The sequence below is a fragment of the Paraburkholderia sp. USG1 genome, assembly GCF_031570135.1.
In the GTDB taxonomy this organism is placed as follows: Bacteria; Pseudomonadota; Gammaproteobacteria; order Burkholderiales; family Burkholderiaceae; genus Paraburkholderia; species Paraburkholderia dioscoreae.
Genome location: NZ_JAMWXW010000035.1, coordinates 61,962 through 87,228, shown reverse-complemented (window position 1 = coordinate 87,228; position 25,267 = coordinate 61,962). Strand labels below are relative to the sequence as shown.

The 25,267-nt window shown below is 61.6% G+C and carries 24 protein-coding genes; 11 read left to right on the top strand and 13 right to left on the bottom strand.

All coding sequences use genetic code 11. The features are described 5' to 3' along the window. Nucleotides 1–4 precede the first annotated feature (4 nt). The 7 genes from NE850_RS33310 to adh form a co-directional block, all read right to left on the bottom strand. A complete protein-coding gene (locus NE850_RS33310; RefSeq protein ID WP_007178444.1) occupies nucleotides 5–1,267 on the bottom strand; it encodes an MFS transporter in 1,263 nt (420 codons plus the stop codon). Then, entirely contained in the window at nucleotides 1,236–2,000 is a 765-nt protein-coding gene (arsH, locus tag NE850_RS33305) for an arsenical resistance protein ArsH (RefSeq protein ID WP_007178443.1), read from the bottom strand. Before arsH ends, NE850_RS33310 begins: the two co-directional genes overlap by 32 nt. Beyond that, nucleotides 2,000–2,422: an arsenate reductase (glutaredoxin) gene (arsC, locus tag NE850_RS33300; RefSeq protein WP_007178442.1), complete on the bottom strand. Its 423-nt coding sequence runs from the start codon at nucleotides 2,420–2,422 to the stop codon at nucleotides 2,000–2,002. The genes arsH and arsC overlap by 1 nt, the downstream gene beginning before the upstream one ends. Then, a complete protein-coding gene (gene arsB, locus NE850_RS33295) occupies nucleotides 2,419–3,504 on the bottom strand; it encodes an ACR3 family arsenite efflux transporter (RefSeq protein ID WP_007178441.1) in 1,086 nt (361 codons plus the stop codon). The genes arsC and arsB overlap by 4 nt, the downstream gene beginning before the upstream one ends. Nucleotides 3,505–3,585: 81 nt before the next feature. Beyond that, nucleotides 3,586–4,041 carry an ArsI/CadI family heavy metal resistance metalloenzyme gene (locus tag NE850_RS33290; RefSeq protein WP_007178440.1) on the bottom strand — a complete coding sequence of 152 codons (456 nt, stop codon included), beginning with the start codon at nucleotides 4,039–4,041 and terminating at the stop codon, nucleotides 3,586–3,588. Continuing rightward, nucleotides 4,038–4,370 carry a helix-turn-helix transcriptional regulator gene (locus NE850_RS33285; protein ID WP_007178439.1) on the bottom strand — a complete coding sequence of 111 codons (333 nt, stop codon included), beginning with the start codon at nucleotides 4,368–4,370 and terminating at the stop codon, nucleotides 4,038–4,040. Before NE850_RS33285 ends, NE850_RS33290 begins: the two co-directional genes overlap by 4 nt. 144 nt (nucleotides 4,371–4,514) lie before the next feature. Continuing rightward, nucleotides 4,515–6,035: an aldehyde dehydrogenase gene (gene adh / locus NE850_RS33280; RefSeq protein ID WP_007178438.1), complete on the bottom strand. Its 1,521-nt coding sequence runs from the start codon at nucleotides 6,033–6,035 to the stop codon at nucleotides 4,515–4,517. A gap of 437 nt (nucleotides 6,036–6,472) precedes the next feature. Here adh and NE850_RS33275 point away from each other — a divergent pair, with 437 nt between their 5' ends. Next, on the top strand, nucleotides 6,473–8,200 hold the full coding sequence (locus NE850_RS33275) for a methanol/ethanol family PQQ-dependent dehydrogenase (RefSeq protein ID WP_007178437.1): 1,728 nt from the start codon (nucleotides 6,473–6,475) through the stop codon (nucleotides 8,198–8,200). 90 nt (nucleotides 8,201–8,290) lie between these two features. Further along, nucleotides 8,291–9,523, top strand: coding sequence for a c-type cytochrome (locus NE850_RS33270; protein WP_007178436.1), 1,233 nt, complete (start codon nucleotides 8,291–8,293; stop codon nucleotides 9,521–9,523). A gap of 199 nt (nucleotides 9,524–9,722) precedes the next feature. On the opposite strand, the gene pqqD is transcribed toward NE850_RS33270, so the two are convergent. The 4 genes from pqqD to NE850_RS33250 form a co-directional block, all read right to left on the bottom strand. After that, the gene (gene pqqD / locus NE850_RS33265; protein WP_035517439.1) at nucleotides 9,723–10,004 is read right to left on the bottom strand and encodes a pyrroloquinoline quinone biosynthesis peptide chaperone PqqD; all 282 of its coding nucleotides are present in this window, start codon (nucleotides 10,002–10,004) and stop codon (nucleotides 9,723–9,725) included. Nucleotides 10,005–10,129: 125 nt separating this feature from the next. Continuing rightward, a complete protein-coding gene (gene pqqA, locus NE850_RS33260) occupies nucleotides 10,130–10,204 on the bottom strand; it encodes a pyrroloquinoline quinone precursor peptide PqqA (RefSeq protein WP_007178434.1) in 75 nt (24 codons plus the stop codon). 271 nt (nucleotides 10,205–10,475) lie between these two features. Further along, a complete protein-coding gene (locus NE850_RS33255; protein ID WP_007178433.1) occupies nucleotides 10,476–12,449 on the bottom strand; it encodes a sigma-54-dependent Fis family transcriptional regulator in 1,974 nt (657 codons plus the stop codon). Between the two features lie 291 nt (nucleotides 12,450–12,740). Beyond that, nucleotides 12,741–14,705, bottom strand: a complete 1,965-nt coding sequence (locus tag NE850_RS33250) for a sigma-54-dependent Fis family transcriptional regulator (RefSeq protein WP_165189441.1) — start codon at nucleotides 14,703–14,705, stop codon at nucleotides 12,741–12,743. A gap of 440 nt (nucleotides 14,706–15,145) precedes the next feature. Between NE850_RS33250 and NE850_RS33245 the strand changes: the two genes are divergently transcribed. The 9 genes from NE850_RS33245 to NE850_RS33205 all read left to right on the top strand — a co-directional run bounded on the left by NE850_RS33245 (nucleotide 15,146) and on the right by NE850_RS33205 (nucleotide 23,568). Next, nucleotides 15,146–16,210, top strand: a complete 1,065-nt coding sequence (locus NE850_RS33245) for an ATP-NAD kinase family protein (RefSeq protein ID WP_007178431.1) — start codon at nucleotides 15,146–15,148, stop codon at nucleotides 16,208–16,210. Between the two features lie 40 nt (nucleotides 16,211–16,250). Then, nucleotides 16,251–17,234 carry a thiamine pyrophosphate-dependent dehydrogenase E1 component subunit alpha gene (locus NE850_RS33240; RefSeq protein ID WP_011492908.1) on the top strand — a complete coding sequence of 328 codons (984 nt, stop codon included), beginning with the start codon at nucleotides 16,251–16,253 and terminating at the stop codon, nucleotides 17,232–17,234. Nucleotides 17,235–17,321: 87 nt separating this feature from the next. Then, on the top strand, nucleotides 17,322–18,326 hold the full coding sequence (locus NE850_RS33235) for an alpha-ketoacid dehydrogenase subunit beta (protein ID WP_007178429.1): 1,005 nt from the start codon (nucleotides 17,322–17,324) through the stop codon (nucleotides 18,324–18,326). Between the two features lie 3 nt (nucleotides 18,327–18,329). Further along, nucleotides 18,330–19,442: an acetoin dehydrogenase dihydrolipoyllysine-residue acetyltransferase subunit gene (locus tag NE850_RS33230; protein WP_007178428.1), complete on the top strand. Its 1,113-nt coding sequence runs from the start codon at nucleotides 18,330–18,332 to the stop codon at nucleotides 19,440–19,442. A 1-nt stretch (nucleotide 19,443) separates the two neighbouring features. Continuing rightward, nucleotides 19,444–20,433, top strand: a complete 990-nt coding sequence (lipA, locus tag NE850_RS33225) for a lipoyl synthase (RefSeq protein WP_007178427.1) — start codon at nucleotides 19,444–19,446, stop codon at nucleotides 20,431–20,433. 117 nt (nucleotides 20,434–20,550) lie between these two features. Continuing rightward, nucleotides 20,551–20,997 (top strand): SRPBCC family protein, encoded by a 447-nt coding sequence (locus tag NE850_RS33220; RefSeq protein WP_310699901.1) that lies wholly within the window; start codon nucleotides 20,551–20,553, stop codon nucleotides 20,995–20,997. 423 nt (nucleotides 20,998–21,420) lie between these two features. Beyond that, nucleotides 21,421–22,305, top strand: a complete 885-nt coding sequence (locus NE850_RS33215) for a manganese catalase family protein (protein ID WP_007178425.1) — start codon at nucleotides 21,421–21,423, stop codon at nucleotides 22,303–22,305. A gap of 117 nt (nucleotides 22,306–22,422) precedes the next feature. Further along, nucleotides 22,423–22,962 carry a phasin family protein gene (locus NE850_RS33210; RefSeq protein ID WP_232064403.1) on the top strand — a complete coding sequence of 180 codons (540 nt, stop codon included), beginning with the start codon at nucleotides 22,423–22,425 and terminating at the stop codon, nucleotides 22,960–22,962. Between the two features lie 84 nt (nucleotides 22,963–23,046). Further along, a complete protein-coding gene (locus tag NE850_RS33205; protein ID WP_007178423.1) occupies nucleotides 23,047–23,568 on the top strand; it encodes a response regulator in 522 nt (173 codons plus the stop codon). Nucleotides 23,569–23,722: 154 nt separating this feature from the next. On the opposite strand, the gene NE850_RS33200 is transcribed toward NE850_RS33205, so the two are convergent. Further along, the gene (locus NE850_RS33200; RefSeq protein ID WP_165189438.1) at nucleotides 23,723–24,511 is read right to left on the bottom strand and encodes an aldolase; all 789 of its coding nucleotides are present in this window, start codon (nucleotides 24,509–24,511) and stop codon (nucleotides 23,723–23,725) included. Nucleotides 24,512–24,529: 18 nt separating this feature from the next. Beyond that, nucleotides 24,530–25,234, bottom strand: coding sequence for a haloacid dehalogenase type II (locus tag NE850_RS33195; protein WP_165189435.1), 705 nt, complete (start codon nucleotides 25,232–25,234; stop codon nucleotides 24,530–24,532). Nucleotides 25,235–25,267: the final 33 nt, after the last annotated feature.

The following is a 25,267-nucleotide window of genomic DNA, read 5'->3' as shown; positions in this document are numbered from 1 at the left end:
ATGCTCACTCGAAATTGACTTGATGCTCGCCGAGCGTCTTCCCGGAAGCAAGGCGAATGGCGAGGATAAACGCAACAGCCGAAACGAGCGACACCGCCAGCACGGTCCATTCGACAGGGACATAGTTGTTGCCTGCCGTCCAGATCGCCGCAGCCGAAATCGGCGCGATGCCTTTGGCAATGTTTGACGGCATCGAAAGCATTCCGCTCACGGCTCCATAACCCTCGGTCCACATCACGTCCTGCACGATCGTCCCGCGCAGGATCGTCATCATGCCGTTTGCGCCGCCATAGACGACGGCGAACAGGATCAACATTGCCGGCGACGTGCCCGCACACATGAGAACGGGAACCGACGCCGGAAACGCCGTTGTAATCACCACGCCGACAATCGACGGACGAAGATTGCGGCCGAGCGTGAACCACAGCACGCGCGCGAATACCTGCGCCGGCCCGATCACGGCCATCGTCGTCAGGATCAGCGCCGGCGACACCCGCCGTTCCGCCATGAGCGGTACCAGGTGGAAGGTTAGCGCCGCAAATGTCGCGTAGTAGGCCGTGAAGCACACGGCAAGTGCCCAGAACGTCGGCGTCCGTAGCGCGCGCCTGGTTGCTTCCGCATGGGTCGCCTTCAGCGCGGTTTTGTAATCCAGATCGTCTCTACGCGGCGCATCGCGACCAATCGCGAAGACATGGATAGGTACGCAGATCGCCAGATTGAACCCGGCGAGCGCGAGGAGCGCACCTCGCCATTGGAGCCAGTCGACGAGAATCTGAGTTAGCGGGATAAAGACGGTGCTGGCGAAACCCGCCACCAGCGTGATCAACGTGATCTTTGTGCGAAAGCTGCCTGGATAGTCTCGCGTGATCACCGCGAAAACCGGATCGTAGAGCGTCGCGGCCATCGCGGGACCGAGGCCGATCCAGACGATGAACAGCGTCACGAGGCTATGCGCCTGAGACCACAGCGCCAGCATTGCCGCGGCCAACACGGTCCCGCATACCATGACGCGCCGGCCATGACCGTGATCGATCCAGGTTCCGACCGGATAAGCCGCCAGCCCGGAAATCAGAAGGCCAACAGAGAGGGCCGCGTTGGTCGCGGTCCGGCTCCATCCCATCGTTCCTTCCATCGGAACGACGAACAGCGAAAACGCGTAATAGATCGAGCCCCAGGAGACGAGCTGCGCAACCGCGAGCGCCCATGTTGCGACAGTGCCGCGACCGCCGTGTCCGTCACTCCGTTTCGCTGTCGTCAGTGTCTGCATTGACGGTCACCGCGTTCTGGTTCATGGCGGCGGCCGCCAGTGTCGTTGCTAGCGCCGGGTGCGCTTCCTTGCGCTCACTGTAGCGATCGGTCAGGTAGTCCGAGCGGTCACGCACCAGCAACGTGAACTTGTATAGCTCCTCCATCACGTCGACGACACGATCGTAGTAAGCCGATGGTTTCATGCGCCCGTGTGCGTCGAACTCCTGCCAGGCCTTCGCCACCGAAGACTGATTCGGGATGGTCACCATACGCATCCACCGGCCGAGAATGCGCAGCGCGTTCACCGCGTTGAACGATTGCGATCCGCCGCACACCTGCATCACCGCGAGCGTGCGGCCCTGCGTCGGGCGAACGCCGCCGCTTTCGAGCGGCAGCCAGTCGATCTGGTTCTTGAATACCGCCGTCAGGGTTCCGTGACGTTCGGGGCTGCACCATACTTGCCCTTCGGACCATGCCGAGAGCTCGCGCAGTTCGACCACCTTCGGATGGTCGGCAGGCACGCTATCCACCAGCGGCAGGCCGTGCGGATCGAATACCCGTGTTTGTGCGCCGAAATGGCGAAGGATGCGTTCGGCTTCGAGCGTGAGAAGCCGGCTGTATGAGGTGGCGCGCAACGAGCCAAACAGCAGGAGGATTCGCGGCGCGTGTTGCGAAACCGCGCGCGGTTCGAGTTTCTGCAGATCAGGTGTCTCGAGGTGCGCAGCGCTGACGTTCGGCATGTCCTGCGTCATCAGAGAAGCCTCCGTCCTTTGCTATCGACTACCTGCTCGCCGTCCTCTTTGCTGAATGAACCCTTCTGCCCGGTAGGGAGTATGTCGAGCACGACCTCGGAAGGCCGGCACAGGCGCACGCCAAGCGGCGTGACGACAAACGGGCGGTTAATGAGGATCGGATGTTCCATCATCGCATCGAGCAACGCCCCATCGCTCAAGGACGTATCGTTCAGCCCAAGCTCGGCGTAAGGCGTGCCCTTTTCGCGCAGCACAGCGCGTACCGTCAGGCCGGCGCGAGAGATCAGGCCTATCAGTGTTTCCCGGTCGGGCGGGGTCTTCAGATACTCGATGATTTCAGGTTCGATGCCCGCGTTGCGGATCATTGCCAGCGTGTTGCGCGACGTGCCGCACTCGGGGTTGTGATAGATCGTAACGCTCATAGCGGTTGCTCCTTGGTGCTGTGTTTGGCTTCGTACCAGTGCTGCGAGCGGTTGACAACGCCAACGACAAACAGCATCACCGGCACTTCGATCAGCACACCGACCACCGTGGCGAGAGCTGCCCCGGAATGGAACCCGAACAGACTGATTGCCGTGGCGACCGCCAGCTCGAAGAAGTTGCTGGCACCGATCAGACTGGACGGCCCCGCGACACAGTGGGCGACGCCGAGCTTGCGATTCAGCAGGTAGGCAAGGCCCGAATTGAAAAACACCTGTATCAGGATTGGCACCGCGAGCATGGCGATAACAAGCGGCTCTTCGACAATCGCCTGGCCCTGAAAAGCAAACAGCAGTACGAGTGTCGCGAGCAGTGCGCTGATCGAATACGGACCCAGCCGTGCGACCGTCTGGCGGAAATGTGCGTCGCCCTTGGCGAGCAGATGCCGACGTAACAACTGGGCAAGAATGACGGGAATGACGATGTACAGCCCAACCGAAATGATCAGCGTGGCCCACGGCACCGTGATGGCCGACAGACCGAGCAGGAGCGCGACGAGCGGTGCGAAGGCCACGATCATGATGGAGTCGTTGAGCGCCACTTGCGATAGCGTGAAGTAGGGATCGCCCTTGCAGAGTTGCGACCACACAAACACCATTGCCGTGCAGGGGGCGGCGGCCAGCAGGATCAGGCCGGCGATGTAGCTGTCGAGCTGGTCGGCGGGAAGCCACCGCGCAAACACGTGACGGATGAAGATCCAGCCTAGCAACGCCATCGAGAACGGTTTGACGAACCAGTTCACGAACAGCGTGACGCCGATGCCGCGCCATTGGCTCCTGACCTGGGTCATCGCCGAAAAGTCGATCTTGACCAGCATCGGGATGATCATCACCCAGATCAGCACCCCGACCGGAAGATTGACGTGCGCCACTTCCATGCGGCCGATTGCCTGGAAGAGCTGGGGAAGCAGCTGTCCGGCCAGAATGCCGCCGACGATGCAGAGGACAACCCACACCGTCAGGTAACGCTCGAAAAACCCGATCGCGCCTGGCGTGGCGCCGTTCGCTGTATCAGTGCTGCTCATTTGATCCCTCTGCGCGTTTCTCACCGATTGCGTGTATTTCGCGCTGAATCGCATTGCGATCAAGCACATGCAGCGACAGGTTCACGGGCGGCTCCCGAGCTTAACGGTAGTGTCGACCGGCACGCAGCATGCGGCAGAGGGTTGTGATTGCTCGCGCGAGTGGCCGTAGACCGGCGCGGCTTCAAGGGTTCTGAACGTTTCCCATGCAACGCCTTGCGGATCTGTCGTCCACGCCTTGTCCGACCGTGCATAGCAGCACGTCGTGCCCGTCTGGGCCTGCACCGGCAGTTCGGCAGCGGTAAAGCGCGCATTCATTTCGACCAGTTCCGCGTCGGTTTCGACCTGAATGCCGAGGTGGTCCACGCCCGGCTTCGCCTCGCGTTGTGAAATCGCAAAGTTGACGGCCGGGTTTGTCAGCTCCCACTTGCAGTAGTCGCTTTTGATGACGGTGGGCTCCGCGTTGCCGAACATCGCGCGATAGAACCGGATGCTTTCGCCCAGATTCTCAACCGACACATGGATGTGCATGCGTTTCATGGTTTATCTCCGCAACAGTTTGGGAGATCGCTCGCGGCACAGGCCGCGCCGGCGCAGCAGTTCTCCGTGAGGAAGCCGATCACGCCTGTCATGGCGTCGAAGTTCGCGGTGTAGAAGATGAAACGCCCCTCTTGCCGCGGCTTCACCAGATCTGCATGTGAAAGATCTTTCAGATGGAACGAGAGGCTGGAAGGGGAAAGCCCAAGGTTCTGGGCGATTTCACCGGCAGCCATGCCATCGGGGCCAGCCACGACTAGCAGGCGGAAGATCGCAAGGCGCGACTCGTGGGCGAGCGCGCTCAGGGCGCGTACAACGAGGTTTGAGTCCATGCCTGAACATTAACCCATTCGTTTTTATATTTCAAGTATTGTTGAAATGAAGGGGCTGTTGAGGCAGTGAGACTCGATATGCGAACGGACAATCAATGGTCACCGATCTGGAGCGGATCTCACACCGCTCCAGATCTTCATGCGTTAGAAAAAGCCCAATGGCTGTTCGCTATAGCTGACGAGCAGGTTCTTGGTCTGCTGATAATGGTCGAGCATCATCTTGTGATTCTCGCGGCCAATGCCAGACTGCTTGTATCCGCCGAACGCCGCATGTGCCGGATAGGCGTGATAGCAATTGGTCCACACGCGGCCTGCCTGAATCTGCCGGCCGAAGCGATATGCGCGCGTACCGTCGCGCGTCCATACGCCGGCACCGAGGCCGTAGAGCGTATCGTTGGCGATTTCGAGTGCCTCTTCTTCGTTCCTGAATGTCGTGACGGAGACGACCGGTCCGAAGATCTCTTCCTGGAAGATGCGCATCTTGTTGTTGCCGCGAAATACGGTCGGCTTCACGTAATAGCCTTTGCTCAACTCACCGCCAAGCGTACTGCGTTCGCCACCAATCAGACATTCGGCGCCTTCCTGTTTGCCGAGATCCACATATGAGAGGATTTTTTCGAGTTGTTCCTGCGAAGCCTGTGCGCCGATCATCGTTCTGGGGTCGAGTGGATGTCCTTGCGCAATCGCCGCGACGCGCTTTAGTGCGCGTTCCATGAAGCGGTCATAAATCTTTTCATCGATCAATACGCGCGACGGACAGGTACACACCTCGCCCTGATTCAGCGCAAACATCGCGAAGCCTTCGAGTGCCTTGTCGAAGTAGCCATCGTCCTGATCGACCACGTCGGCGAAGAAAATGTTCGGGCTCTTGCCTCCGAGTTCGAGCGTGACGGGAATGATGTTCTGGCTTGCGTACTGCATGATCAGGCGCCCGGTCGTGGTTTCGCCGGTAAATGCGATCTTGGCGATACGCTTGCTCGACGCGAGCGGCTTGCCGGCTTCGAGGCCGAAGCCATTGACCACATTCAGCACACCCGGCGGCAGCAAATCCTGAATCAGTTCGATCAGCACGAGGATCGACGCCGGTGTTTGCTCGGCAGGCTTGAGCACGATGCAGTTTCCCGCAGCCAACGCCGGCGCGACTTTCCACACCGCCATCAGGATCGGGAAGTTCCACGGAATGATCTGGCCAACCACACCAAGTGGTTCATGAAAGTGATAGGCCACGGTATCCGCGTCGATCTCGGAGAGCGTTCCCTCCTGCGCGCGAATGCAACCGGCGAAATAGCGGAAGTGGTCGATCGCGAGTGGAACGTCAGCGGCGAGTGTTTCGCGGATCGGCTTGCCGTTGTCGATCGATTCGGCAAACGCGATGCGCGAGAGGTTCTGCTCCATGCGGTCCGCAATCCGGTTCAGAATATTCGCGCGCAGAGCAGGCGCGGTATCGGCCCAGGCTTTGCGGGCGCGGTGAGCCGCATCCAGAGCGAGTTCGATATCTTCTTCTGTTGAACGCGGAATCGAAGTGAAGGGTTCGCCGGTGATCGGCGACACGTTGTCGAAGTATTCGCCGCGTACTGGAGGAACCCACTCGCCGCCTATGAAATTGCTGTATTGCCGCGCATACGGAAATTCGACATCGAGAAACTGCATGTCTGCGTGATTCATGTGTGACCCCTCCAATGATTGTCTGAATGGTGACTGGGAAACCCTGCTTTGACGTGACGTGATGTGACGTGTGCGCGTCGGCGGCGGCTCTCCATCCTGCGGAGCATTCAGCGAGAAGCGTGCCATTGGCCCCGAGCGTGCGAAATGCATGGAGACGTGCGCGGTTCATACGCGCGCCGTTTGCTTCATCGGCCGGGCAACTGTCATTTTTAGCAACACATGAGCGCTCGAATGCGTCACGGTGCAACACCGCTGTCACGCGTCAAGGGCCGCTCCTTCGCGCGATCGCATCGCACGGTCATCGACCATCGTGGCCCGAGGCGGCGTTGCCGCCAATGGCACGCGACTTGCCTTGAATGGCCCCGCAGCCAGGCTGCGTTCACTAGACGAAGGCGCCGCCGCACGGCCGCGCGTCGACAACTCAACAGGAGACAAGAATGAAAGCACGTTTAGCTTCGGCGACGCGGCCCACGGCGCTTGCAATGAGCGTGGCCGTTGCCGTCAGTCTGGTACTCGGATCGGCCGCAGCCGCCGACGACTACCCAGCCGTCACCTATGAGCGTTTGACCGCTGCGCAGAGCGACCCCGGCTGGCTCACGTACTACCGCACGTACAACGGCCAGGCGCATTCGCCGCTCAAGCAGATCGACACCGCGAACGTGAAGAACCTCAAACAGGTCTGGAGCTACAAGTTTCCCGCTGATCTGCAGCAGGGTTTCGAAGCCACGCCGATCGTCAACGGACGTTACCTCTTCGTGACCACGCCGAAGGACAACGTCTATGCATTCGACGCGTCAACCGGCAAGCAGTTGTGGAAGTTCGAACCCAAGCTAGGTGCGGAATCGTTCAAGACGGCATGTTGCGACGTGATCAATCGCGGTGTGGCACTGTACGGTAAGAATGTCTACGTCGCGATGCTGAGTGGCGACGTCGTCGCGCTCGACGCGCAGACGGGCGCGCTCGCCTGGCGTAAGCAGATGTTCGAGCCGGGCGTCGGCTATGCGTTCTCGCTGGCGCCGCTCGCGCTCGACGGCGCACTGGTGGTGGGTAGCGCAGGCGGCGAATACGGCGCGCGCGGCTTTATAGCGGCATTGAATCCAGACGACGGCAATGTGCTATGGAAGCGCTTTACGGTGCCCGCGGCCGGCGAGAAAGGCGGAGATACGTGGCCGAACGGCATGCAGGAACACGGCGGCGCGCCGGCCTGGCTGACGGGCACTTACGACGCCGCATCGAAGACCCTTTACTGGGGCGTGGGCAACCCTGGCCCGTGGCTTGCCGATCTGCGTCCGGGTGACAACCTCTACTCGGATTCGCTACTCGCACTCGATCCGAAAACCGGCGATCTCAAATGGCACTACCAGTACACGAAACATGACACATGGGACTACGACGGCGTGAATACGCCGGTGCTCGCGACGATCAAGTATGAGGACAAGGAGTACGACGCCATCATTCACGCGGACCGCAACGGCTTCTTCCACGCAATCGACCGTGGCACCGGCAAACTGATCTATGCAAAGCCGTTCGTGACGGCGACTTCGGTGACCGGCTATACGGCGGATGGCGTGCCGATTCAGGATGCGTCGAAGTACCCGAAGGCCGGCACGACGATCGAAACCTGCCCGAGCTTCCTCGGCGGTAAAAACTGGTGGTCGGTTTCATACGACCCGGACAAGCACATCGCGGTCGTTCCGGCTTTGCACGCATGCATGTCGCTGTCAGGCAAATCGGTGAACTACATGGAAGGCTTGCCGTATCTCGGCGAGGGCTTCGAAATCAAACCGGAACCCGGCAGCAAGGGTTATGGCGAACTGCAGGCGATCAATGTCGACACGGGCAAGAAAGTCTGGAGCCACTGGAGCAAGCTGCCGTGGAACGGTGGCGTAGCGACCACGGCCGGTGGTCTTGCCTTTAGCGGCTCGCTCGACGGCCACCTGTACGCATTCGATGAAACGACCGGCAAGGTGTTGTGGCAGAGCCCGAAGCTGGCAAGCGGGATCGTCGCTCAACCTTCGGTGTTCGAGGTCGACGGCAAGGAGTATGTCGCCATTCTCGCGGGCTACGGCGGCGCGAATCCGATCTGGGGCGGCCCGATGGCGAAGGCGGCGGAGAAGGTTCCACGCGGCGGCACGTTGTACGTGTTTGCGCTCAACCACGGCTGATATCCACGCGGCTGTCACGACAACCTGGCTACGCCCGCGCGGGTGCAGCCATCCGGTCGTGACGGTCCGGCCTTTTCTGGAAACAGGATCATGAAGACTCGACTCAATGGGTTCGCTATCGCCGGCGTCCTGCTGGCCACCGCCGCACTTGCACCGGGACTCGCCAGCGCAGGTGTGCGCGTGTGCACGTTTCCCGGCAGCCCTTCGACCGCGCTCGACGAAGCGGTCACACGCGAAGCGTTTCGCACGGCCGGGATCGCGCTGTCACTCGCTCCTGGCGGATTCGACAGTGGTGACGACGACGGCGTTTCGCTGAAGGAACTCAACGCGGCGCTGGCGCGAAAATGCGATGTGATCGCCGGCTTTCCGCGTTCGACGGTTGCAGATGGCTCCGGCAGCAAACTGACTTTCTCGCGCGGCTATCTGCGCTCCGGCTATGTCAGCATCACCACGCGTGAATCGTCCACGCCCTCTGCCGGGAACGACGTGGTTGCTGCAACTTATGCGAGCCCTGCGCAACTGATTGCCGTGCAGCAGCCGAACGTCAGGCTCGATCTGGAGAACACTGCGGAACTGACGGTCGATGCCGTGGCGAGCGGGCATGCGCAACGCGCGATCGTCTGGTATCCGGCGGTCGTGGCCTATACGATCAAACATCCCGAGAGTCACTTCCGGATTGTCAATGCCGCCTCGCCGTATGCCGACTGGCAACTGGTGTTCGCGTTCGGGAAGAACGGAGCGGCATTGCAGCCGCGGATCGACGCCGCGCTTGAAAAGATGGCAGCGGACGGGCGCCTGGTGGCGTTGTCCCGCCACTGGATTCTCCCGGAAGCGGCTCAGGCCGGCAGTTCATCCGCGCCCGCATTTGCCTATCGCGATGGCCCCGGCCGTGGCAGTGCGACGTGGCGCATGACATTGGCATCCGGACACGCTTCGCAGCCGGGTCGCTTCATCAAGGTCGATGCGAGCACAGCCGCCGACGCGCCGGGCTTTGACCGCACTCAGGTCGCGCACGGCAAAACGCTGTACTCGAGTTCGTGTGCGAAATGCCACGGTCCCGATCTGCAGGGTCTCAATGCGCCGGCGTTGCGCGGACCGGCTTTTGCGCCGGCGGCCAATGCAAAGCTGACCATCGGCGGGGTATATGGATACATGGCGAACAATATGCCGGCCGACCGCCCGGGCAAGATGAAACCGCAGGAGTATGCGGACATCATGGCTTTCCTGCTGTATTCCAACGGCTATAGCGCGAGCAGCATCAAACTGACCGACGATAACGCCAAGGCATCCACGACGCCGCTCAACGCGCGCACGCCGCAATAGCCCCGGCATCTTCCTTCATCTAGTTGGCCGCGATGAAACACGACGGCCCGGCAATCCCCAGTCATTCACAGGAAGCGCCGGGTCGTATCGGTTGAAGTCGACGAGGTTCTAGCAGAATGCGCAGCGGTAAGTGAGCTTCGACATCTGCCTCGGCCGCGCCGACGGGCGCTTGCCAGAATCGCCGGCCGCAGCAGTCACGTCAATCCAGCCAGCCGCGTTGCCGCGCATGGTCGATGAAACGGTACACGTCGGCGGCGAGATCGGACGCGCTGAACAGATCTTCCAGTTCACCGATGATGTCGTCCAGTTCGCGTGTCCCGTCGCAGCGCGTGAGAATTTCTCCCGCGCTCGGATTAAGCTTGACCATGCCTTCGGGATACAGCAGCACGTACGCATCCTGAACGTCTTCCCACTGCAGGCGGAACATCGTGCGCAGACATGGCCGAAGACTGGCGTCGTAGTCGTGGTGCGGGGCATTCATACGGGAGGCCTTTTCGATCGCGTCGGGTGTTCTGAACTGGCTGAGCGTGACTTCGAGTCCCGTGCGCCAGGCGCCGTCACGCGCACTCATATACGGCGAGAGGCGTGCGGCGTTTTATCGTTGCTTCAGCGATTGGCGATATACATCGTGATTTCAAAACCGAAACGCAGGTCGGAATAAGCGGGGGTGGTCCATTGCATGACTGTCTCCTTGAGTACGACATTTGATTGAGGAACCGCGTGAGTCAAGCGGTCGAGCTGATTAATGCAAAGTCTGTGCCGGGTGCATAAAAGCATACTTCGAAGACATTCGGGTTTAGCTAAATGATTAGCATCACGAATAGACATGAAATAAAAGGGGAGAGCGGGCGCTCCACTAAGTTCCGTGTTCCGCGCTCGCGCAGAGCGCGGAACACCTGTTCAATTCAGCCACAGCACTGTTGCAATTTGGAGCACTTGTGACATCTGCGAGTCAGGCCGCGTCTTCCGTGTCGCTCAAGCCATGCGACGGCAGCTTTCTATAGATCGTGTTGCGCGAGATGCCGAGCGCGCGGGCGGCGGCTGACACGTTGCCGCCATGCTGCGCAACGGCTTGAGCAATGACGCTCGCGGCAACGTCTTCGAGACGCCCGCTTGGCAGCGGCAGCGTGTCGGCGTTGCCCGCGCACGCCGCTGTGGTGGTGCGCAAGCCGTCGAAAAAGTCATCGGGCAAATGCTCGCGGCGAATCTGGCCGTCCGCGTCGACCATCGCAGCAGCCGTGCGCAGGAGATTGCCGAGTTGCCTGAAGTTGCCCGGCCACGCGCACTGCTCGAACAGCGTCATCACGTCCGGGGCGACGCTCAGGCGCTGCCCTTCAGCGTTTTCGGAAGACGCGCATTGCAGCATCTTGTGGATGACGGCGGACAGATCCGTGCGCTCGCGCAGCGGCGGCAGTTTCACCACCATGCCATTCAGGCGGTAGTACAGATCCTCGCGAAACCGGTTCTGGGCGATCATTTCGCGCAGGTCGCGATGGGTCGCGCAGATGATCGCGATATCGACCGGTATCGATTTCGACGAGCCAAGCGGATTGACCAGGCGTTCCTGCAGCACGCGCAGCAGCCGCACCTGCAACGGATAAGGCATGTCGCCGATTTCGTCGAGAAACAGCGTGCCGCCATTGGCTTGCAGCAGCTTGCCGCTGGCACCTTTGCGCCGCGCGCCGGTGAACGCGCCTTCCTCGTAGCCGAACAACTCGGATTCGATCAGCGATTCCGGTATCGACGCGCAATTGACCGCGACAAACGCGCCGGAGCGTCGCGGTGAGTCGTTATGAATCGCTTGCGCGAGGAGTTCCTTACCGGTGCCGGTCTCGCCGGTGATCAGGATCGGAATGTCCTTGCCGATTACTTTGCGGACTTTGCCGATGACTGCCGCGATCTGCGGGTCGCCCGTATCGAGATAGCTGAGCTTCGACAACGCACTCGCGGCTGGTGCCGGCGGTTCCATGCGGTGTGCCGTGCGTGGATCGCGGCGTTCCTGTGACGGCCAGCTTTCATCGGCGCGCGCGGCACGCCGGAATTCGACGTGCGCACAGACCACCGACCCATTGTGCAGGTTCAGCGATAAATGCCGGGCCTGGCTGACTCGCAACCGGTCGATCAGTTGCGCGCTGGTGAGGCCGAATAACGACGGCAGCGTATGCGCGCGCAGGCCGGCGAGCGGCATGCCCAGCTGGAATTGCGCACTGCGATTGGCGGACAGGAAACGACCGTCGCAGGTGAACGCGACGATGCCTTCCATCAGCGTGCCGAGAAATTCAGGGCGGCCGTGAAAGGCGATTTGCAAGGTCTCGCGAAAGGTGTTGGTAAACAGATGATTCTCGATCATCTGCACCGACATTTTCGCCAGCGCCATGGTGTGCTGGTGATAGCTGCGATAGTCGCCGGTGACGTCGAGCACGCCGATCAGATCGCCGTACGGATCGAGGATCGGCACACTGGAGCAGGTCAGAAAGCGATTGGCCGCCAGATAGTGCTGCTCGCCATGAACAGCGGTGGGGGAGCGCTCCGCCAGCGCCGTGCCGATTGCGTTCGTGCCCTGGCGGTCCTCGGCCCAGTTCGCGCCCGGACGCAGCGCGACTTTCTCGGCCCGCCGCAGAAAGTCATCGTCGCCGATCGAATGAAGGACCAGGCCTTCGGCGTCGGTCAGCACGATCATGCTGTGCGTGTTGACGATTTGCTCATGCAGCGTTTCCATGACCGGCGTGGCATGCGCGCACAGCACACGGCTTTGTTCCAGCTTCAACGAGAGTTCGGCGGCGGGCAATACGTCATAGTCCGGCCGCATTGAAGCGCTCAAGCCGAATGTCTCGGAGCGCTCATGGGATTTCTGAATCGACGGTGTGAGCCAGCCAGGCTCACGTACTGCCATTGGCGTTACGGCGTGACAGACCTCATCGCGCATTGTCTCCTCCTGATCAGCCGCGGTCGTTTTGCCGGGGTCGTGCGGGTGTTACAACAGGCAAGTCCCATGCCAGCACGGAGTGATCTACGCGGTCGGACGTCGTTCGTGGCGCGGCCTCGTTGCCGCTTCCGGTCTTGATCTGAAATCGACGGTGTCGTTCGGACACGATGGGCAATGGGGATATTCATGCGGAAACGCATAATCGGCTTGATTTGAATCAAGGCCGGCCGGTAGCGTCGCGTGTCGTGTAAGGAGTGCCTACGGAGCGCCCGCAGCCGTAGGGGAAAACATCTAGCAGCGGTGCGGTCCGACGATGCCCAGCTTCGCGATACGCCGGTATAAGGTCGCGCGCGAAATCCCCAATGATTGCGCGGCCGCGTTGGGCCGCCACTGATGCCGCGTCAGCGCTTCAACGATACGCGCACGCTCGTCGCGTGGGTCTTGCCACGCGAATGCCGAAGTCAACGCGCGATTGCCCGCGCCTCCGGGTTCCAGCAATGCGATGACGTCGGGCGCAATATGCCGCAATTCCACGCGCGCGGAATCGCACATCGCACACGCGTAGCGCAGTACGTTGCGCAACTGGCGAATGTTGCCCGGCCATGCGAAGGCCATGAGGCGTTCGGCAAGGCGCGGGTCGAGCGTGAGAACGTGGCCGGCCATTTGCGCTTCTTCTTCGAACACGGCCGCGATCACGTCGCCGATATCCGCGCGCTCGCGCAGCGGCGGCATTGGCAAGCTGGCGCCGCTCAACCGGTAGTAGAGATCCTCGCGGAACGATCCTTCGGCTACCATCTGCGCGAGATCACGGTGCGTGGCGCAGATCACGTCGATATCGACACGCACGGGCGCATCGCCACCGAGCGGCACGACTTCGCCTTCCGCCAGCACGCGCAGCAGCCGCGTTTGCAGATTGAGCGGCATATCGCCTATTTCGTCGAGAAACAGCGTGCCGGTATGCGCCTGTGCGATCTTGCCGCGAGCCCCGCGACTGCGTGCGCCGGTAAAAGCGCCGGGCGCATAGCCGAACAGTTCGCTCTCGATCAGCGATTCGGGAATCGCGCCGCAATTCACCGCAATAAATGGCCGTGTACGCCTCGCGCCGGAATCGTGCACTGCGTGCGCGAAGACTTCCTTGCCGACGCCGGTCTCGCCGAGGATCAGTATCGGCAGCCGTTTGCCGATAATGCGCAGCGCCACAGACGCGTTGTGCGCGATGCGTGAGTCGGCGCTTTTCAGAAAGCGGCTCAAGGCGCCGACATGCAGACCGTCCTGAGTCTCGTTGTGCGATTGCGGGCCGGCACCGGCCGCCGTGCGGTTTGCTGCGCGTGAAATGCGTTTGAGCGGCGCACGAATGCGCGCATACAAAGTGGCACCCGTCGCGCGCAGGCGCAAGCAGACAATCGCATCGGTACGCGCGACGTCGTGCAGATGCACGTCGGCCGTGTCGAAGATATCGTCGATGTGGCGCGGACCGTTCAACGCGGGAATGCATTCGCGCGCCTTGCGATTGGCGGCGACCAGATTGCCGCATTCGTCGAACGCGATCAGTACCTCGGGTTGCGCTTCGACGAAGTTACGGCTCGAATGGCCGAACAGAATCCAATGCTGCGCGGTTTGATTGAGGAAATAGCCGTCTTCGATCAGGCCGGCGCTCTGGCGCACCAGTTGAAACACGAGCCGCTGACTGTCGCGGTTATCCGGCGAGCGCACGGCGGAGGCGTCGAGCACGCCGATCATTTCGCCGGTCGGCGCGAAAATCGGTGCGGCGCTGCAGGTCAAGGTCGTGAAGGCGGCGCGGAAGTGATCGGTCTTGTGCACAGTGATCGGCGCGAGGTCGGTCAGCACGTTTGCCACGCCACATGTGCCTTCTTCCCGTTCCGACCAGCATGAGCCGATATACAGCCCCGCATGCTTGAAATCGCCGCGGCGTTCGCGTTCGATCCGGTAATCGATCGTCACGCCGTGTGCGTCCGTGAGCATCACGCAATAGTCGGCGACGCGAATCATGTCGTGCAGGCGGGTCAGGCACTGGCCCGACGCACGCAGGAAAGCTTCCTCCTTGCCCTGCACTTCGCGCAATTCAGCAGACGTAAGAACGCGTGGGCCGATCACCGCGCCGGGATCGAGCCGGTATTGTTCGAACGAGCGCTGCCACGACGATACGAGGCGCGTGGAATCGGCGGGCGCCGGAAGCCGTCCTTCAATGGCGCCTCTCACGCGTTCAATGTGCTGGTTTTGCGAAACGTAGGGCATGGTCGGCTCCAGTCGAGCGACACACAGTGAGGTCAGGCTGTTCTTGTAGCACATCCCGTTGGATCAATCACATTGCAATGCAGCACGCGAGACGCGTGAGACGTTTGTCTCATCACCGGTTGAGACGTCATCTCACATCGCTTCGATGCAGGCGGCGCGTGGGTTTGCACGATGCCTTCCGAAGTCGATGCGTGACGCCGAACGTCCCATACCGTGCGCTTGAGACGCGCTGCCCATTGCAGCGCACGGGGTAAGCGGCGTGCACGGCAACGCTCTTTACGCGAAAAACCCTTTAAACAAGGTACTTTCGCGTTGTCCTGCGTTTGCCTCGTGAAATTGGCATACCCCTTGCAGTGTCCTGCTCATGACAAAAGCGCCGTCGCCCGAACACGGCGCGCCCGATATGAGGCCGCGCAAGACGCGGACAGGAGACAAGCCAGGTGCCATCGCCCATCACCGTCGGCGTGATTGCGAACCCCGCGTCGGGTCGCGACATTCGCCGTCTCACCAGTTACGCGTCCGTGTTTCCGACTGCCGAGAAGGCCAACATGGTCGTACGCTTGTTGGCGGGACTGGGCGTGCTCGGCGTGGATCGCGTGCTGACCTTGCGCGACCGGACCGGCGTCGCCGCACTGCTGCTGCGTGCACTCGATACCCATGCAGCGGTCGCCTCGCAGCAACGCTGGCCCACGGTCGATTTCATCGATCAACCGATCACCGATAGCGCCGCCGATACGCATGCGGGTGTCGCCGCGATGCTGCAGGCCGGCGTCGAACTGATCGCGGTACTGGGCGGCGACGGCACGCATCGCGCGGTCGCCGCTCATTGCGGCAGGGTGCCGTTGCTGACTTTGTCGACCGGCACCAATAACGCGTTTCCCGATCTGCGCGAGGCGACCGTCGCAGGCCTCGCGGGTGCGCTGGCCGCGTCTGGCGCCGTGCCGCCAGACGTGGCGTTCACGCGTAACAAGCGCCTTGTGGTGCGCTGTATCGCCGGTCCGAACCGGGGCCGCGAAGAGATCGCGCTGGTGGACGTTTGCGTGAGCCGGCAGCGCTTCGTCGGCGCCCGCGCCGTATCCGACCCGGCCGATATCGACACGCTCTTTCTCACCTTCGCGTTGCCCGACGGCATCGGCCTGTCGTCGATCGGCGGCGCGTGGGCACCCGTGGAGCGCACGGCCTCGCACGGACTGCATCTGCGCTTCGCACGACCCGGCGAATCCGGTGTTCCGCTCGTCGCGCCGATTGCGCCGGGCCGCGTCGAGCGGGTCTTGATGCGTACCTGCGAGCGTTTCGAAGTCGGCGGCTGGACACCGCTCGATGCCGAACACGGCACGCTGGCCTTCGACGGCGAGCGCGAAATAGAACTGGAGCGCGGCGACCAGTACGAAATCTCGCTGGATTGGGACGGACCGCTCACCGTCGACGTCGAACGCACGCTGCGCTATTCGGCGTCGCGGCAACTGGTTCGTGAAGTGGCAAATGTAGTTGCGCATCAAACGTAGGTTGTAGGCAAGCAGTGTATTTATTCCAAGGAGACACACCATGTCGGTTTCAACAGAGTTGAGCAAGGACGAACTGCTGAAGGCGTATCGCATGATGCGCACGATCCGTGAGTTCGAGGAGCGCCTGCACGTCGAATTCGCGACCGGCGAAATACCCGGCTTCGTGCACCTGTATGCGGGCGAGGAAGCGTCGGCGGTCGGCACGATGCTGCATCTGAACGACGCGGACTACGTGGCGACCACGCACCGCGGCCACGGCCACTGCATCGCCAAAGGCGTCGACGTGCGCGGCATGATGGCCGAAATCTACGGCCGCAAGACCGGCGTCTGCCACGGCAAGGGCGGCTCGATGCATATCGCCGACCTGTCGAAGGGCATGCTCGGCGCGAACGGCATTGTCGGCGCGGGTGGTCCGCTGATTTGCGGCGCGGCGTTGGCGGCGAAGTACAAGAAGTCGGGTGGCGTGGGCGTGTGTTTCTTCGGCGACGGAGCCTCGAATCAGGGCGTGATTTTCGAATCGATGAACCTGGCTTCGGTGTGGCGGCTGCCTGCGATTTTCGTGGCGGAGAACAACGGCTACGCCGAAGCGACTTCTTCGACGTGGTCCGTCGCGACCGACAACATCGCGGATCGCGCGAGCGGCTTCGGCATGCCGGGTGTGATCGTGGACGGTTTCGATTTCTTCGCGGTGCACGAAGCGCTCGGCGAGGCGATCGAGCGGGCGCGTCACGGCGGCGGACCGACGCTCGTCGAAGTGAAATTCTCGCGCTATTTCGGCCACTTCGAAGGCGATGCGCAAACCTATCGTGCACCGGGAGAAGTGCAGAAGCTGCGCGACGAGAAAGATTGCCTGAAGCGTTTCGAAGAGCGCGTGGTGCGGGCGGGCATGCTCAGCGCGGATCAATTGCGCGGCGTGGATGCGGAAGTGAAGACCTTGATCGACACCGCCGTGACCGAAGCCAAGGCCGCTCCGCTGCCGACTGCCGAAGACCTGCTGAGCGACGTCTACGTGTCCTATCCGTAACGCGCGCGCCGCAGACCTGAACGATTCGCAAACTTGCAGGGACCGAAGTCAGCGCGAGGCGCTCACGCCGGTCAACAGGAGACAGACATGGCACGCAAGATCACATTTTCTCAGGCAATCAACGAAGCACTGAGTCAGGAAATGGCCCGCGATGAAACCGTCATCGTAATGGGCGAGGACAACGCGGGCGGCGCAGGCTCCCCAGGCGAGCAGGACGCGTGGGGCGGCGTACTCGGCGTCACGAAGGGCCTGTTTCACAAGTATCCGGGCCGCGTGCTCGATACGCCGCTCTCCGAGGGTGGTTATATCGGCGCGGCGGTGGGCGCGGCCGCGTGCGGCATGCGGCCGGTGGCGGAGTTGATGTTCATCGACTTCATGGGCGTGTGCTTCGACCAGATATTCAATCAGGCCGCCAAGTTCCGCTATATGTTCGGCGGCAAGGCGGTGACGCCAGTCGTGATTCGCGCCATGCAGGGCGCCGGCTTGCGCGCGGCCGCACAGCACTCGCAGATGCTGACCTCGCTGTTTACTCACATACCGGGCCTGAAAGTGGTGTGCCCCTCCACACCGTACGACGCGAAAGGCCTGTTGATCCAGGCGATCCGCGACAACGACCCGGTGATTTTTTGCGAACACAAGCTGCTCTACAGCCGCGAAGGCGACGTGCCCGAAGAGTCGTATGCGATTCCGTTCGGCGAGGCGAACGTCGTGCGTGACGGCGACGACGCCACGATCGTCACGTACGGCCGCATGGTGCATTACGCCACGGAAGCCGCGGAAAAGCTCGCGAAAGACGGTATCGAAGTCGAGGTGATCGATCTGCGCACCACGTCGCCGCTCGACGAAGACACCATTCTCGAAAGCGCCAACCGCACGGGCCGTGTCGTGGTAGTGGACGAAGCGAATCCACGCTGCTCGATGGCCACGGACATCTCGGCGCTGATCGCCCAACGCGCATTTCACTCGCTGAAGGCGCCGATCGAAATGGTGACCGCGCCGCATACGCCCACGCCGTTTGCCGGCGTGCTCGAAGACATGTACATCCCTTCGGCCCGGCAGATTGCCGACGCCGTGTTGAAAGTGAGAGGTTGAGCGATGCCGATTCATATGATCACGATGCCCAAGTGGGGCCTTTCGATGGAGCAGGGGCAGGTCAACGGCTGGCTCAAGGCGATCGGCGACAAGGTTGCCAAAGGCGAGGAAATAGTCGACGTGGAGACGGATAAGATCTCGTCCGGCGTGGAGTGCGCATTCGACGGCATCTTGCGCCGGCAGATCGCGCAGGAGGGTGACACGCTGCCGATCGGCGCATTGCTCGCTGTGGTGGCCGACCCGGAAACCGCCGACGCGGAGATCGATGCAGCGGTCGGAGCGTTTCAGCGTGACTTTGTTCCGGCCACTACCGACGCTGGCGAAACCGGACTGCAGCCGGAGAAAGCCCAGATCGGCGGGCGGACCGTACGCTACCTGAAACTGGGCGACGGCGGCACGCCCGCGGTGCTGATTCACGGCTTTGGCGGCGACCTCAACAACTGGCTCTTCAATCATGCCGATCTCGCCGCTCATCGCACGGTGTGGGCGCTGGATTTGCCTGGCCACGGCGAATCGGGCAAAGCCGTCGAGACCGGCGGCGTGGAAGAATTGGCCGACAGCGTGATCGCGTTCATGGACGACCGCGGCATCGGCAACGCGCATCTGATCGGTCATTCGATGGGCGCACTGGTCGCCATGACAGTGGCCGAGAAGGCGCCCGAGCGCGTTGCTTCGCTTTCGCTGATCGCGGGCGCGGGGCTCGGCAATGAAATCAATGGCGAGTACATCAGCGGGTTCACGGAGGGCAGCAATCGCAACGCGCTCAAGCCGCAACTGGCAAAGCTGTTTGCCGACCCTACGCTGGTGACGCGCCAACTCGTGGAGGACATCGTCAAATACAAGCGGCTCGAAGGCGTGCAGGACACGTTACGCAAGATTGCCGCGTCTGCTTTCGATGGTGACGTGCAGCGCGTGGGCTATCGCGACCGGCTTGCGGAGTTGGTTCCGCGCGCGTTGGTGATCTGGGGAGCCCAGGATCAGATCATTCCCGCTTCTCACGCGCGGGGACTCCAGGGCGATATCCGCGTTCATGTGCTCGAAGGGAAAGGGCATATGGTGCAGATGGAGGCGGCCTCGGAGGTGAACCGCCTGCTCAACGACTTCCTGGGGTGTTGACATGGAAGCCGCCCTGCATGGCGATAGCGTCACGGCACTTGGCCAGCACGGCAAGCGCAGTGGCGACAAACTCGCGCGGATTCCGGTGAAGATCGTGCCGCTCGCCGGCGGCGAGGCCTTGCCGAAACCGCCCTGGCTGCGCGCGAGGCCGATGATGAGCGAGACGGTCGCCGGCATGGCGGCGGTCCTGCGCGAGCATCGGCTGCATTCGGTTTGCGAGGAGGCGATGTGCCCGAACATCGGCGAATGTTTTGCACAGCGCACCGCCACGTTCATGATCATGGGCGGCATCTGCACGCGGCGCTGTGCCTTCTGCGACGTCGCGCACGGGCGGCCGGAGCCGCTGGACGACGGCGAGCCGCGCAGGCTCGCCGCAGCGGTGGCGGCGCTCGGTCTGCGTTATGTCGTCGTGACGTCGGTGGATCGTGACGATTTGCGCGACGGCGGCGCCGCGCATTTTGCCCGTTGTGTCGCGCTACTGCGCGAGCGCGTGCCGGGCATCCGGGTCGAAGTGCTGGCGCCAGATTTTCGCGGACGTGTAGAGCGGGCAGTGTGCGAACTCTCGCAGGCATGGCCCGATGTGTTCAATCACAACATCGAGACGGTGCCTTCACTCTATCGGGCCGCGCGTGCCGGCGCGGACTATCGCGGCTCGCTCGACTTGCTGGCGCGCGTCAAGCAGGAGAACGGCAATGTGTTGACGAAGTCGGGGCTGATGGTCGGACTCGGCGAATCGGACCAGGAACTGCTCGACACCATGCGCGATTTACGCGCGCATCAAGTCGATATCCTGACTATCGGCCAATACCTTGCGCCCTCGCGCTTTCATATGCCGGTGCGCCGATATGTCGAGCCGGGGCAGTTCGCTTCCTGGCGCGACGAGGGTTTGCAAATGGGCTTTCGCGAGGTGGTTGCGGGACCGCTGGTGCGCTCGTCGTATCACGCGGATCATGCCGCCGACGTGGTAACGGCCACAGGCCAGGAGCGGTGATAGCGGTGAAGCCCGTTGCCATCTACGGATTTTCCCGGCGCGTCATGATGTCGATATTGCTGTGGGTGGTTCGTCGTAGGAGTATGTCCAACTCCTTTAGTGAAAGGCGAACACACCATGACTACCGGAACCGTCAATCTTCATCGTGTCTTGCGCGCCGTTCCCGAACGCGTGTACCGGGCATTCGCCGAACCCGATGCGCTGGCAAAGTGGCTTCCTCCTTACGGATTTACCTGTCAGGTGCATCAGATGGATGCGCGGGTGGGCGGCACCTTCAGGATGTCGTTCCGCAACTTCGGCACTGGCAACGGTCACTCGTTCGGCGGCGAGTACCTCGCACTGGTGCCGTTCCAGACGATCCGCTATACGGACCGGTTCGACGATCCAAACCTGCCCTGCGTGATGACCACCACCATTTCACTGCGGCAGGTGTCCTGCGGAACCGGGCTCACCATCGTGCAGGAGGGTGTGCCCAAGGTCATCCCTGTCGAGATGTGCTACCTCGGCTGGCAGGAGTCGCTGGTTCAACTGGCAAAGCTGGTGGAGCCTGAGATTCCTGATTGAGGGCGCTGGCGCAGACGTGCGCGCAGCGAGCAACCAGGGGGCGCCTCGGTACGCGCAAGGGACATGCCGCGCCGAAGGCCTCCATTGCCAACCGGATCGCGCGCACTAGCGCCGGGCATGCGAGCCGCCCTCGCAGTACTACCGCCCCCCGCCATCGCATCAGGGATCGCCAAAGATCCGTTCACACAGTTCACCCTCAGGCACGACGCATGCGGAGTCCGAAGCGCAGGTGTCTCTCATTGCGTTCCTGCGCGCGTATTACGCCAGGGCAATCGCTCTGAGACCAGGGTTGGCGACATTCCGCACATGCGTTCGTCATCGCCCGCACGATCGTTTCCAATCAAGCGTCCGCCGGAAGACGCTCCTTTGCCACTTAAGGTGAAGAGCGCCGGCGGTTCCACCATCATGTTTTGGAGAAATGCGATGTTTGTGCACAATAAACGGCTTCAGTACACCGTCCGCGTAGCCGCACCCAACCCCGGCCTTGCGAATCTGCTTCTTGAACAGTTCGGCGGCCCGCAGGGCGAACTGGCCGCAGCGTGTCGATATTTCACACAGGCGGTAAGCGAGGACGACCCGGGTCGGCGCGACATGCTGTTCGATATCGCGACGGAAGAACTCAGTCACCTGGAGATCGTCGGTTCGATCGTCGCGATGCTCAACAAAGGCGCAAAGGGCCGGCTTGCAGAAGGCGTCGAGCAGGAAGCGGAGCTTTACCGCTCACTCACCGGAGGCGGCAACGACTCGCATACCACCGCGCTGCTCTACGGTGGCGGCCCGGCGTTGACCAACTCCGCAGGCGTGCCGTGGACAGCCGCGTACATCGACACGATCGGCGAGCCGACTGCGGATCTGCGATCCAATATCGCCGCGGAAGCGCGAGCAAAAATCGTCTACGAACGACTGATCAACGTGACCGATGATCCGGGCATCAAGGAAGCGCTCGGGTTTCTGATGACCCGCGAAATCGCGCACCAGAAGTCGTTCGAGAAGGCATTGCATTCGATCCAGCCGAACTTCCCGCAAGGCAAATTGCCGGGCGTGCCGGAATTCACGAACGTCTACTACAACATGTCCGATGGCGACGATGCGCCGCGCGGTCCGTGGAATGAAGGGCCGGGCTGGGACTTCGTCGAGAACCCTGAGCCGGCGGTCGACGGTGGCGATGGTCTCGCCAGCGTTCAGGTGTCTGAAGAGGAAGTTGAAGTGTTGAGCGCAATGGCGGCGCGCACGGCTTCTGCAACCGGAATCGACCCCGTCACCGGTGCCGACCTCGGCGCCGGGCAAGATGTCGCGGTAACGAAATAAAGCCCTGCAGCAATGACGGTTGTCAGTTCAATGCCGGCGACGGCGCAACCTGTTCGGTCTTCAGCGTAGCGCGAGAAGCACGAGCAGGTTGCCTTCGAAACGCCGCATTGTGGCGCTGTGCGCGCCTCACACAACGGAGCCTCTATGTACCCCGATACCACGAACCAGTTCTCCCCGCGTCAAAATGAAATGACTATCGACGCAGCTTTTGCCTGCACGAACGAGATATTCGCAGGCATCGAGAAAGTTGCAAAACTAAATGTCCAGACCATCAAAACCTCGCTATTGGAGCAGCAGGCGCTGGCCGATGCGGCACTTTCTGCCCAATCGGTGAGCGAAGTGCTCGATCTTCAATCGCAACAGTTACCGGCCGCGGTAACGAAGACCTTTGCATACTGGCGGCACATGGAAGACATTGCCGCTCAGACGCGAAACGACCTCGCTTCGGCGGTGCAGGAGCATTTCGGAAGTTCGCTTCAGACGTTCGCGAAGATGTTCGACTTCGCCTCTATCGGACTCGACGCTCAGGACATGCTCGGCAAGTCGAGCCAGTTCGTCATGGCGCAATCCGCGGACGCCTCTGCGGAACGGGTGGCGATCGTGGACAGTTCGGGCAAGGTGCTTTCTTCGGAAGGCGTTCGGAGCGACCTGCATTAGCCGGGGACTGGTGGCCGCAGGCGGGCGTTGCGTCCTTATCTGGTAGCAGTTCCAAGCCATCGTGCGAACTGTGCGAGAAAACGTATGAACTCCAATTTTGAAGACCGGGAACGCGGGGATGATCCCAGCGCAAGCCAGAGCGGCCGCCTGCAGAACGGGGCGCCTATTCGGGTGCTCGTCGTCGACGATTCGCGCCCGTCGGCAGACGCTCTTAGTGCATATCTGCAAGCCGGCGGAATGAGCGTGCGAACCGTCTATCACGGCTCGGATGCCCTGAAAGAAGCGCGGGCGTGGATACCGGACTGCATTGTTCTGGATGTCGCCATGCCGGGTCTATCCGGCATCGGCGTGGCGGCGGCGCTCCGGAGAATCGAGGCGACCGGTAAAATTCCTCTTCTGGCATACACCGCATTCGATACTACCGATTACCTCAGGGAAATGAAGGAAGCTGGTTTCGACGCCGTCTGCCGCAAGCCTGCCGAGCTGACCCAGCTCGAAGGCACGATCTTCAGATTGCTCGGGCATAAAACAGTGGATGACCGTCAGGCTGTGTCATCCACTACCGCGCTTGCGCGCGCCGAGCCGGGGGCGGACACGATCGAATGACAGAAGAGCAACGCGATAAGCACGAGCACGGCCAGTCTCGCCGTGACGAACCGTGTACGGGTTTTCATAGCGCTCTGCACTTGAGGCGACCAGGACAAAATTGTTTTACTACGGAGCGGCGGATCAACCTCCTTCTATTTGCACGGCTGCAGACTCACTTATCGAACGTAATTCCGCGTCTATGTAGTTCCCGAATGCTGCTGTCGAGGTGCGCGCGAGCGCTTTCCTTGTCGCCAAGACGCATTTGCTCGTACGCGCGCTGTGCGACATCGTGAGGCACGGGCTTGAGTGCCCGATTGGAACTCATCGCCTTGAGTTGAACCTCTGCAGCGCGTTCCAGGTAGTACAGGTCGTCCCACGCTTCCGCGATGCTTGCGCCCGCCACCATCACGCCGTGATTCTTCAGGAAGAGGATGTCCGCATCGCCCATTGCCGCGGCGATGCGGTCTCCTTCCGACTCGTCCAGTGCCAAACCGTTGTAATGCTCATCGACGGCCGTGCGGCCGTAAAACTTCAACGCCGTCTGCCCAAGCCACAGCAGCGGTGGCCCTTCCAGCAGGCAAAGCGCTGTCGCGTTCGGCATGTGCGTGTGAAACGCCGCTTTCACGCGCGGCATCAACCGGTGCAATCGCGCATGGATATAAAACGCGGTCGCTTCCGGTTTCCCTTCACCGTCGACTACATGTCCGTCGACATCGCAAACCAGAAGCCGCGACGCGGTGATTTCGCCGAACGCGTAGCCATACGGATTCACAAAGAACAGATCGTCGCGGCCAGGGACTACGGCCGAGAAGTGATTGCAAATCCCTTCCTCCAGGCCATGCTGTGCCGCGAGTTGAAAACACGCGGCCAGTTCGATACGAGCCTCCATGACGGCGTCTGAGTCGAGTCGCACGTCGCGTGACGGCACCGGGGAGCCGACGGATAAAAGTGTATGCGCCATGATCTTTGCCTCTGAAATTTACCAGCCAAGAGAAGTGAACAGCGGCGGCACCCGGTCGAGTGTCGCGAGCGTTGCGTCGGGCGTGTAATCGGGCAGCAAGGTGCGGCCCGTTCCGCGATCGATCCAGACGCAGCGAAAACCGATATCGCGCGCGGCGGCGTGATCCAGATGCGGACTCGCGCAAATATGCACGACGTCGTCCTTCGTTACGCCGAGTTGCTCATGAGCATAGTCGAATAGTCTTCGCGCCGGTTTGTACGCGCCTGCCTGCTGCGCGGTTATCACGCGGTCGATATAGCCGCCAAGCTGCGCGACGTTGCCTGAGATGATGTCGTCGTCGGTATTCGACACGATACAGAGGCGATAGCCTTCTTCCTTCAGCCGCCGCAACGTGGAGACCACCTCGGGAAACGGCGGCATCGCGGAGATGCCATCAGTCAGCACGCGGATGTCGTCCTGATCGCTGTGCAAACCGAGTTCTTCGAGCGCAAGACGCAAACCGTCGCCGGCCACCTTGTGAAACGAGCGATGCGGAGGTGTCTGCTCCAGCGCATGTTCGTGCCGGTCATAGACCTCGATGAGTTTTGCCGGATCGACGTCATTGCCGTGTTTCGTCCGGAGAATCTCGTCGACGGCCGCCCGCAGGCCTTCATCCCATTGAATCAGCGTGCCGTAGCAGTCGAAAGTGAGCCACAGTGGGCGACTTGTGTTGTGAAGTGACATGATTTGCTCGCAAAAAAGACGGGTTCGGGTGTG

Excerpts from the sequence above, each read along its gene's own strand:
- NE850_RS33195 (WP_165189435.1), bottom strand. The coding sequence starts at position 25,234 with ATGTCACTTCACAACACAAGTCGCCCACTGTGGCTCACTTTCGACTGC.
- arsB (WP_007178441.1), bottom strand. The coding sequence starts at position 3,504 with ATGAGCAGCACTGATACAGCGAACGGCGCCACGCCAGGCGCGATCGGG.
- lipA (WP_007178427.1), top strand. The coding sequence starts at position 19,444 with ATGGAAGCCGCCCTGCATGGCGATAGCGTCACGGCACTTGGCCAGCAC.
- arsH (WP_007178443.1), bottom strand. The coding sequence starts at position 2,000 with ATGACGCAGGACATGCCGAACGTCAGCGCTGCGCACCTCGAGACACCT.
- NE850_RS33270 (WP_007178436.1), top strand. The coding sequence starts at position 8,291 with ATGAAGACTCGACTCAATGGGTTCGCTATCGCCGGCGTCCTGCTGGCC.
- arsC (WP_007178442.1), bottom strand. The coding sequence starts at position 2,422 with ATGAGCGTTACGATCTATCACAACCCCGAGTGCGGCACGTCGCGCAAC.
- NE850_RS33250 (WP_165189441.1), bottom strand. The coding sequence starts at position 14,705 with ATGCCCTACGTTTCGCAAAACCAGCACATTGAACGCGTGAGAGGCGCC.
- NE850_RS33240 (WP_011492908.1), top strand. The coding sequence starts at position 16,251 with ATGTCGGTTTCAACAGAGTTGAGCAAGGACGAACTGCTGAAGGCGTAT.
- NE850_RS33200 (WP_165189438.1), bottom strand. The coding sequence starts at position 24,511 with ATGGCGCATACACTTTTATCCGTCGGCTCCCCGGTGCCGTCACGCGAC.
- NE850_RS33215 (WP_007178425.1), top strand. The coding sequence starts at position 21,421 with ATGTTTGTGCACAATAAACGGCTTCAGTACACCGTCCGCGTAGCCGCA.
- NE850_RS33310 (WP_007178444.1), bottom strand. The coding sequence starts at position 1,267 with ATGCAGACACTGACGACAGCGAAACGGAGTGACGGACACGGCGGTCGC.
- NE850_RS33205 (WP_007178423.1), top strand. The coding sequence starts at position 23,047 with ATGAACTCCAATTTTGAAGACCGGGAACGCGGGGATGATCCCAGCGCA.
- NE850_RS33275 (WP_007178437.1), top strand. The coding sequence starts at position 6,473 with ATGAAAGCACGTTTAGCTTCGGCGACGCGGCCCACGGCGCTTGCAATG.
- NE850_RS33285 (WP_007178439.1), bottom strand. The coding sequence starts at position 4,370 with ATGGACTCAAACCTCGTTGTACGCGCCCTGAGCGCGCTCGCCCACGAG.
- NE850_RS33290 (WP_007178440.1), bottom strand. The coding sequence starts at position 4,041 with ATGAAACGCATGCACATCCATGTGTCGGTTGAGAATCTGGGCGAAAGC.
- NE850_RS33255 (WP_007178433.1), bottom strand. The coding sequence starts at position 12,449 with ATGCGCGATGAGGTCTGTCACGCCGTAACGCCAATGGCAGTACGTGAG.
- NE850_RS33230 (WP_007178428.1), top strand. The coding sequence starts at position 18,330 with ATGCCGATTCATATGATCACGATGCCCAAGTGGGGCCTTTCGATGGAG.
- NE850_RS33220 (WP_310699901.1), top strand. The coding sequence starts at position 20,551 with ATGACTACCGGAACCGTCAATCTTCATCGTGTCTTGCGCGCCGTTCCC.
- NE850_RS33235 (WP_007178429.1), top strand. The coding sequence starts at position 17,322 with ATGGCACGCAAGATCACATTTTCTCAGGCAATCAACGAAGCACTGAGT.
- pqqD (WP_035517439.1), bottom strand. The coding sequence starts at position 10,004 with ATGAATGCCCCGCACCACGACTACGACGCCAGTCTTCGGCCATGTCTG.
- adh (WP_007178438.1), bottom strand. The coding sequence starts at position 6,035 with ATGAATCACGCAGACATGCAGTTTCTCGATGTCGAATTTCCGTATGCG.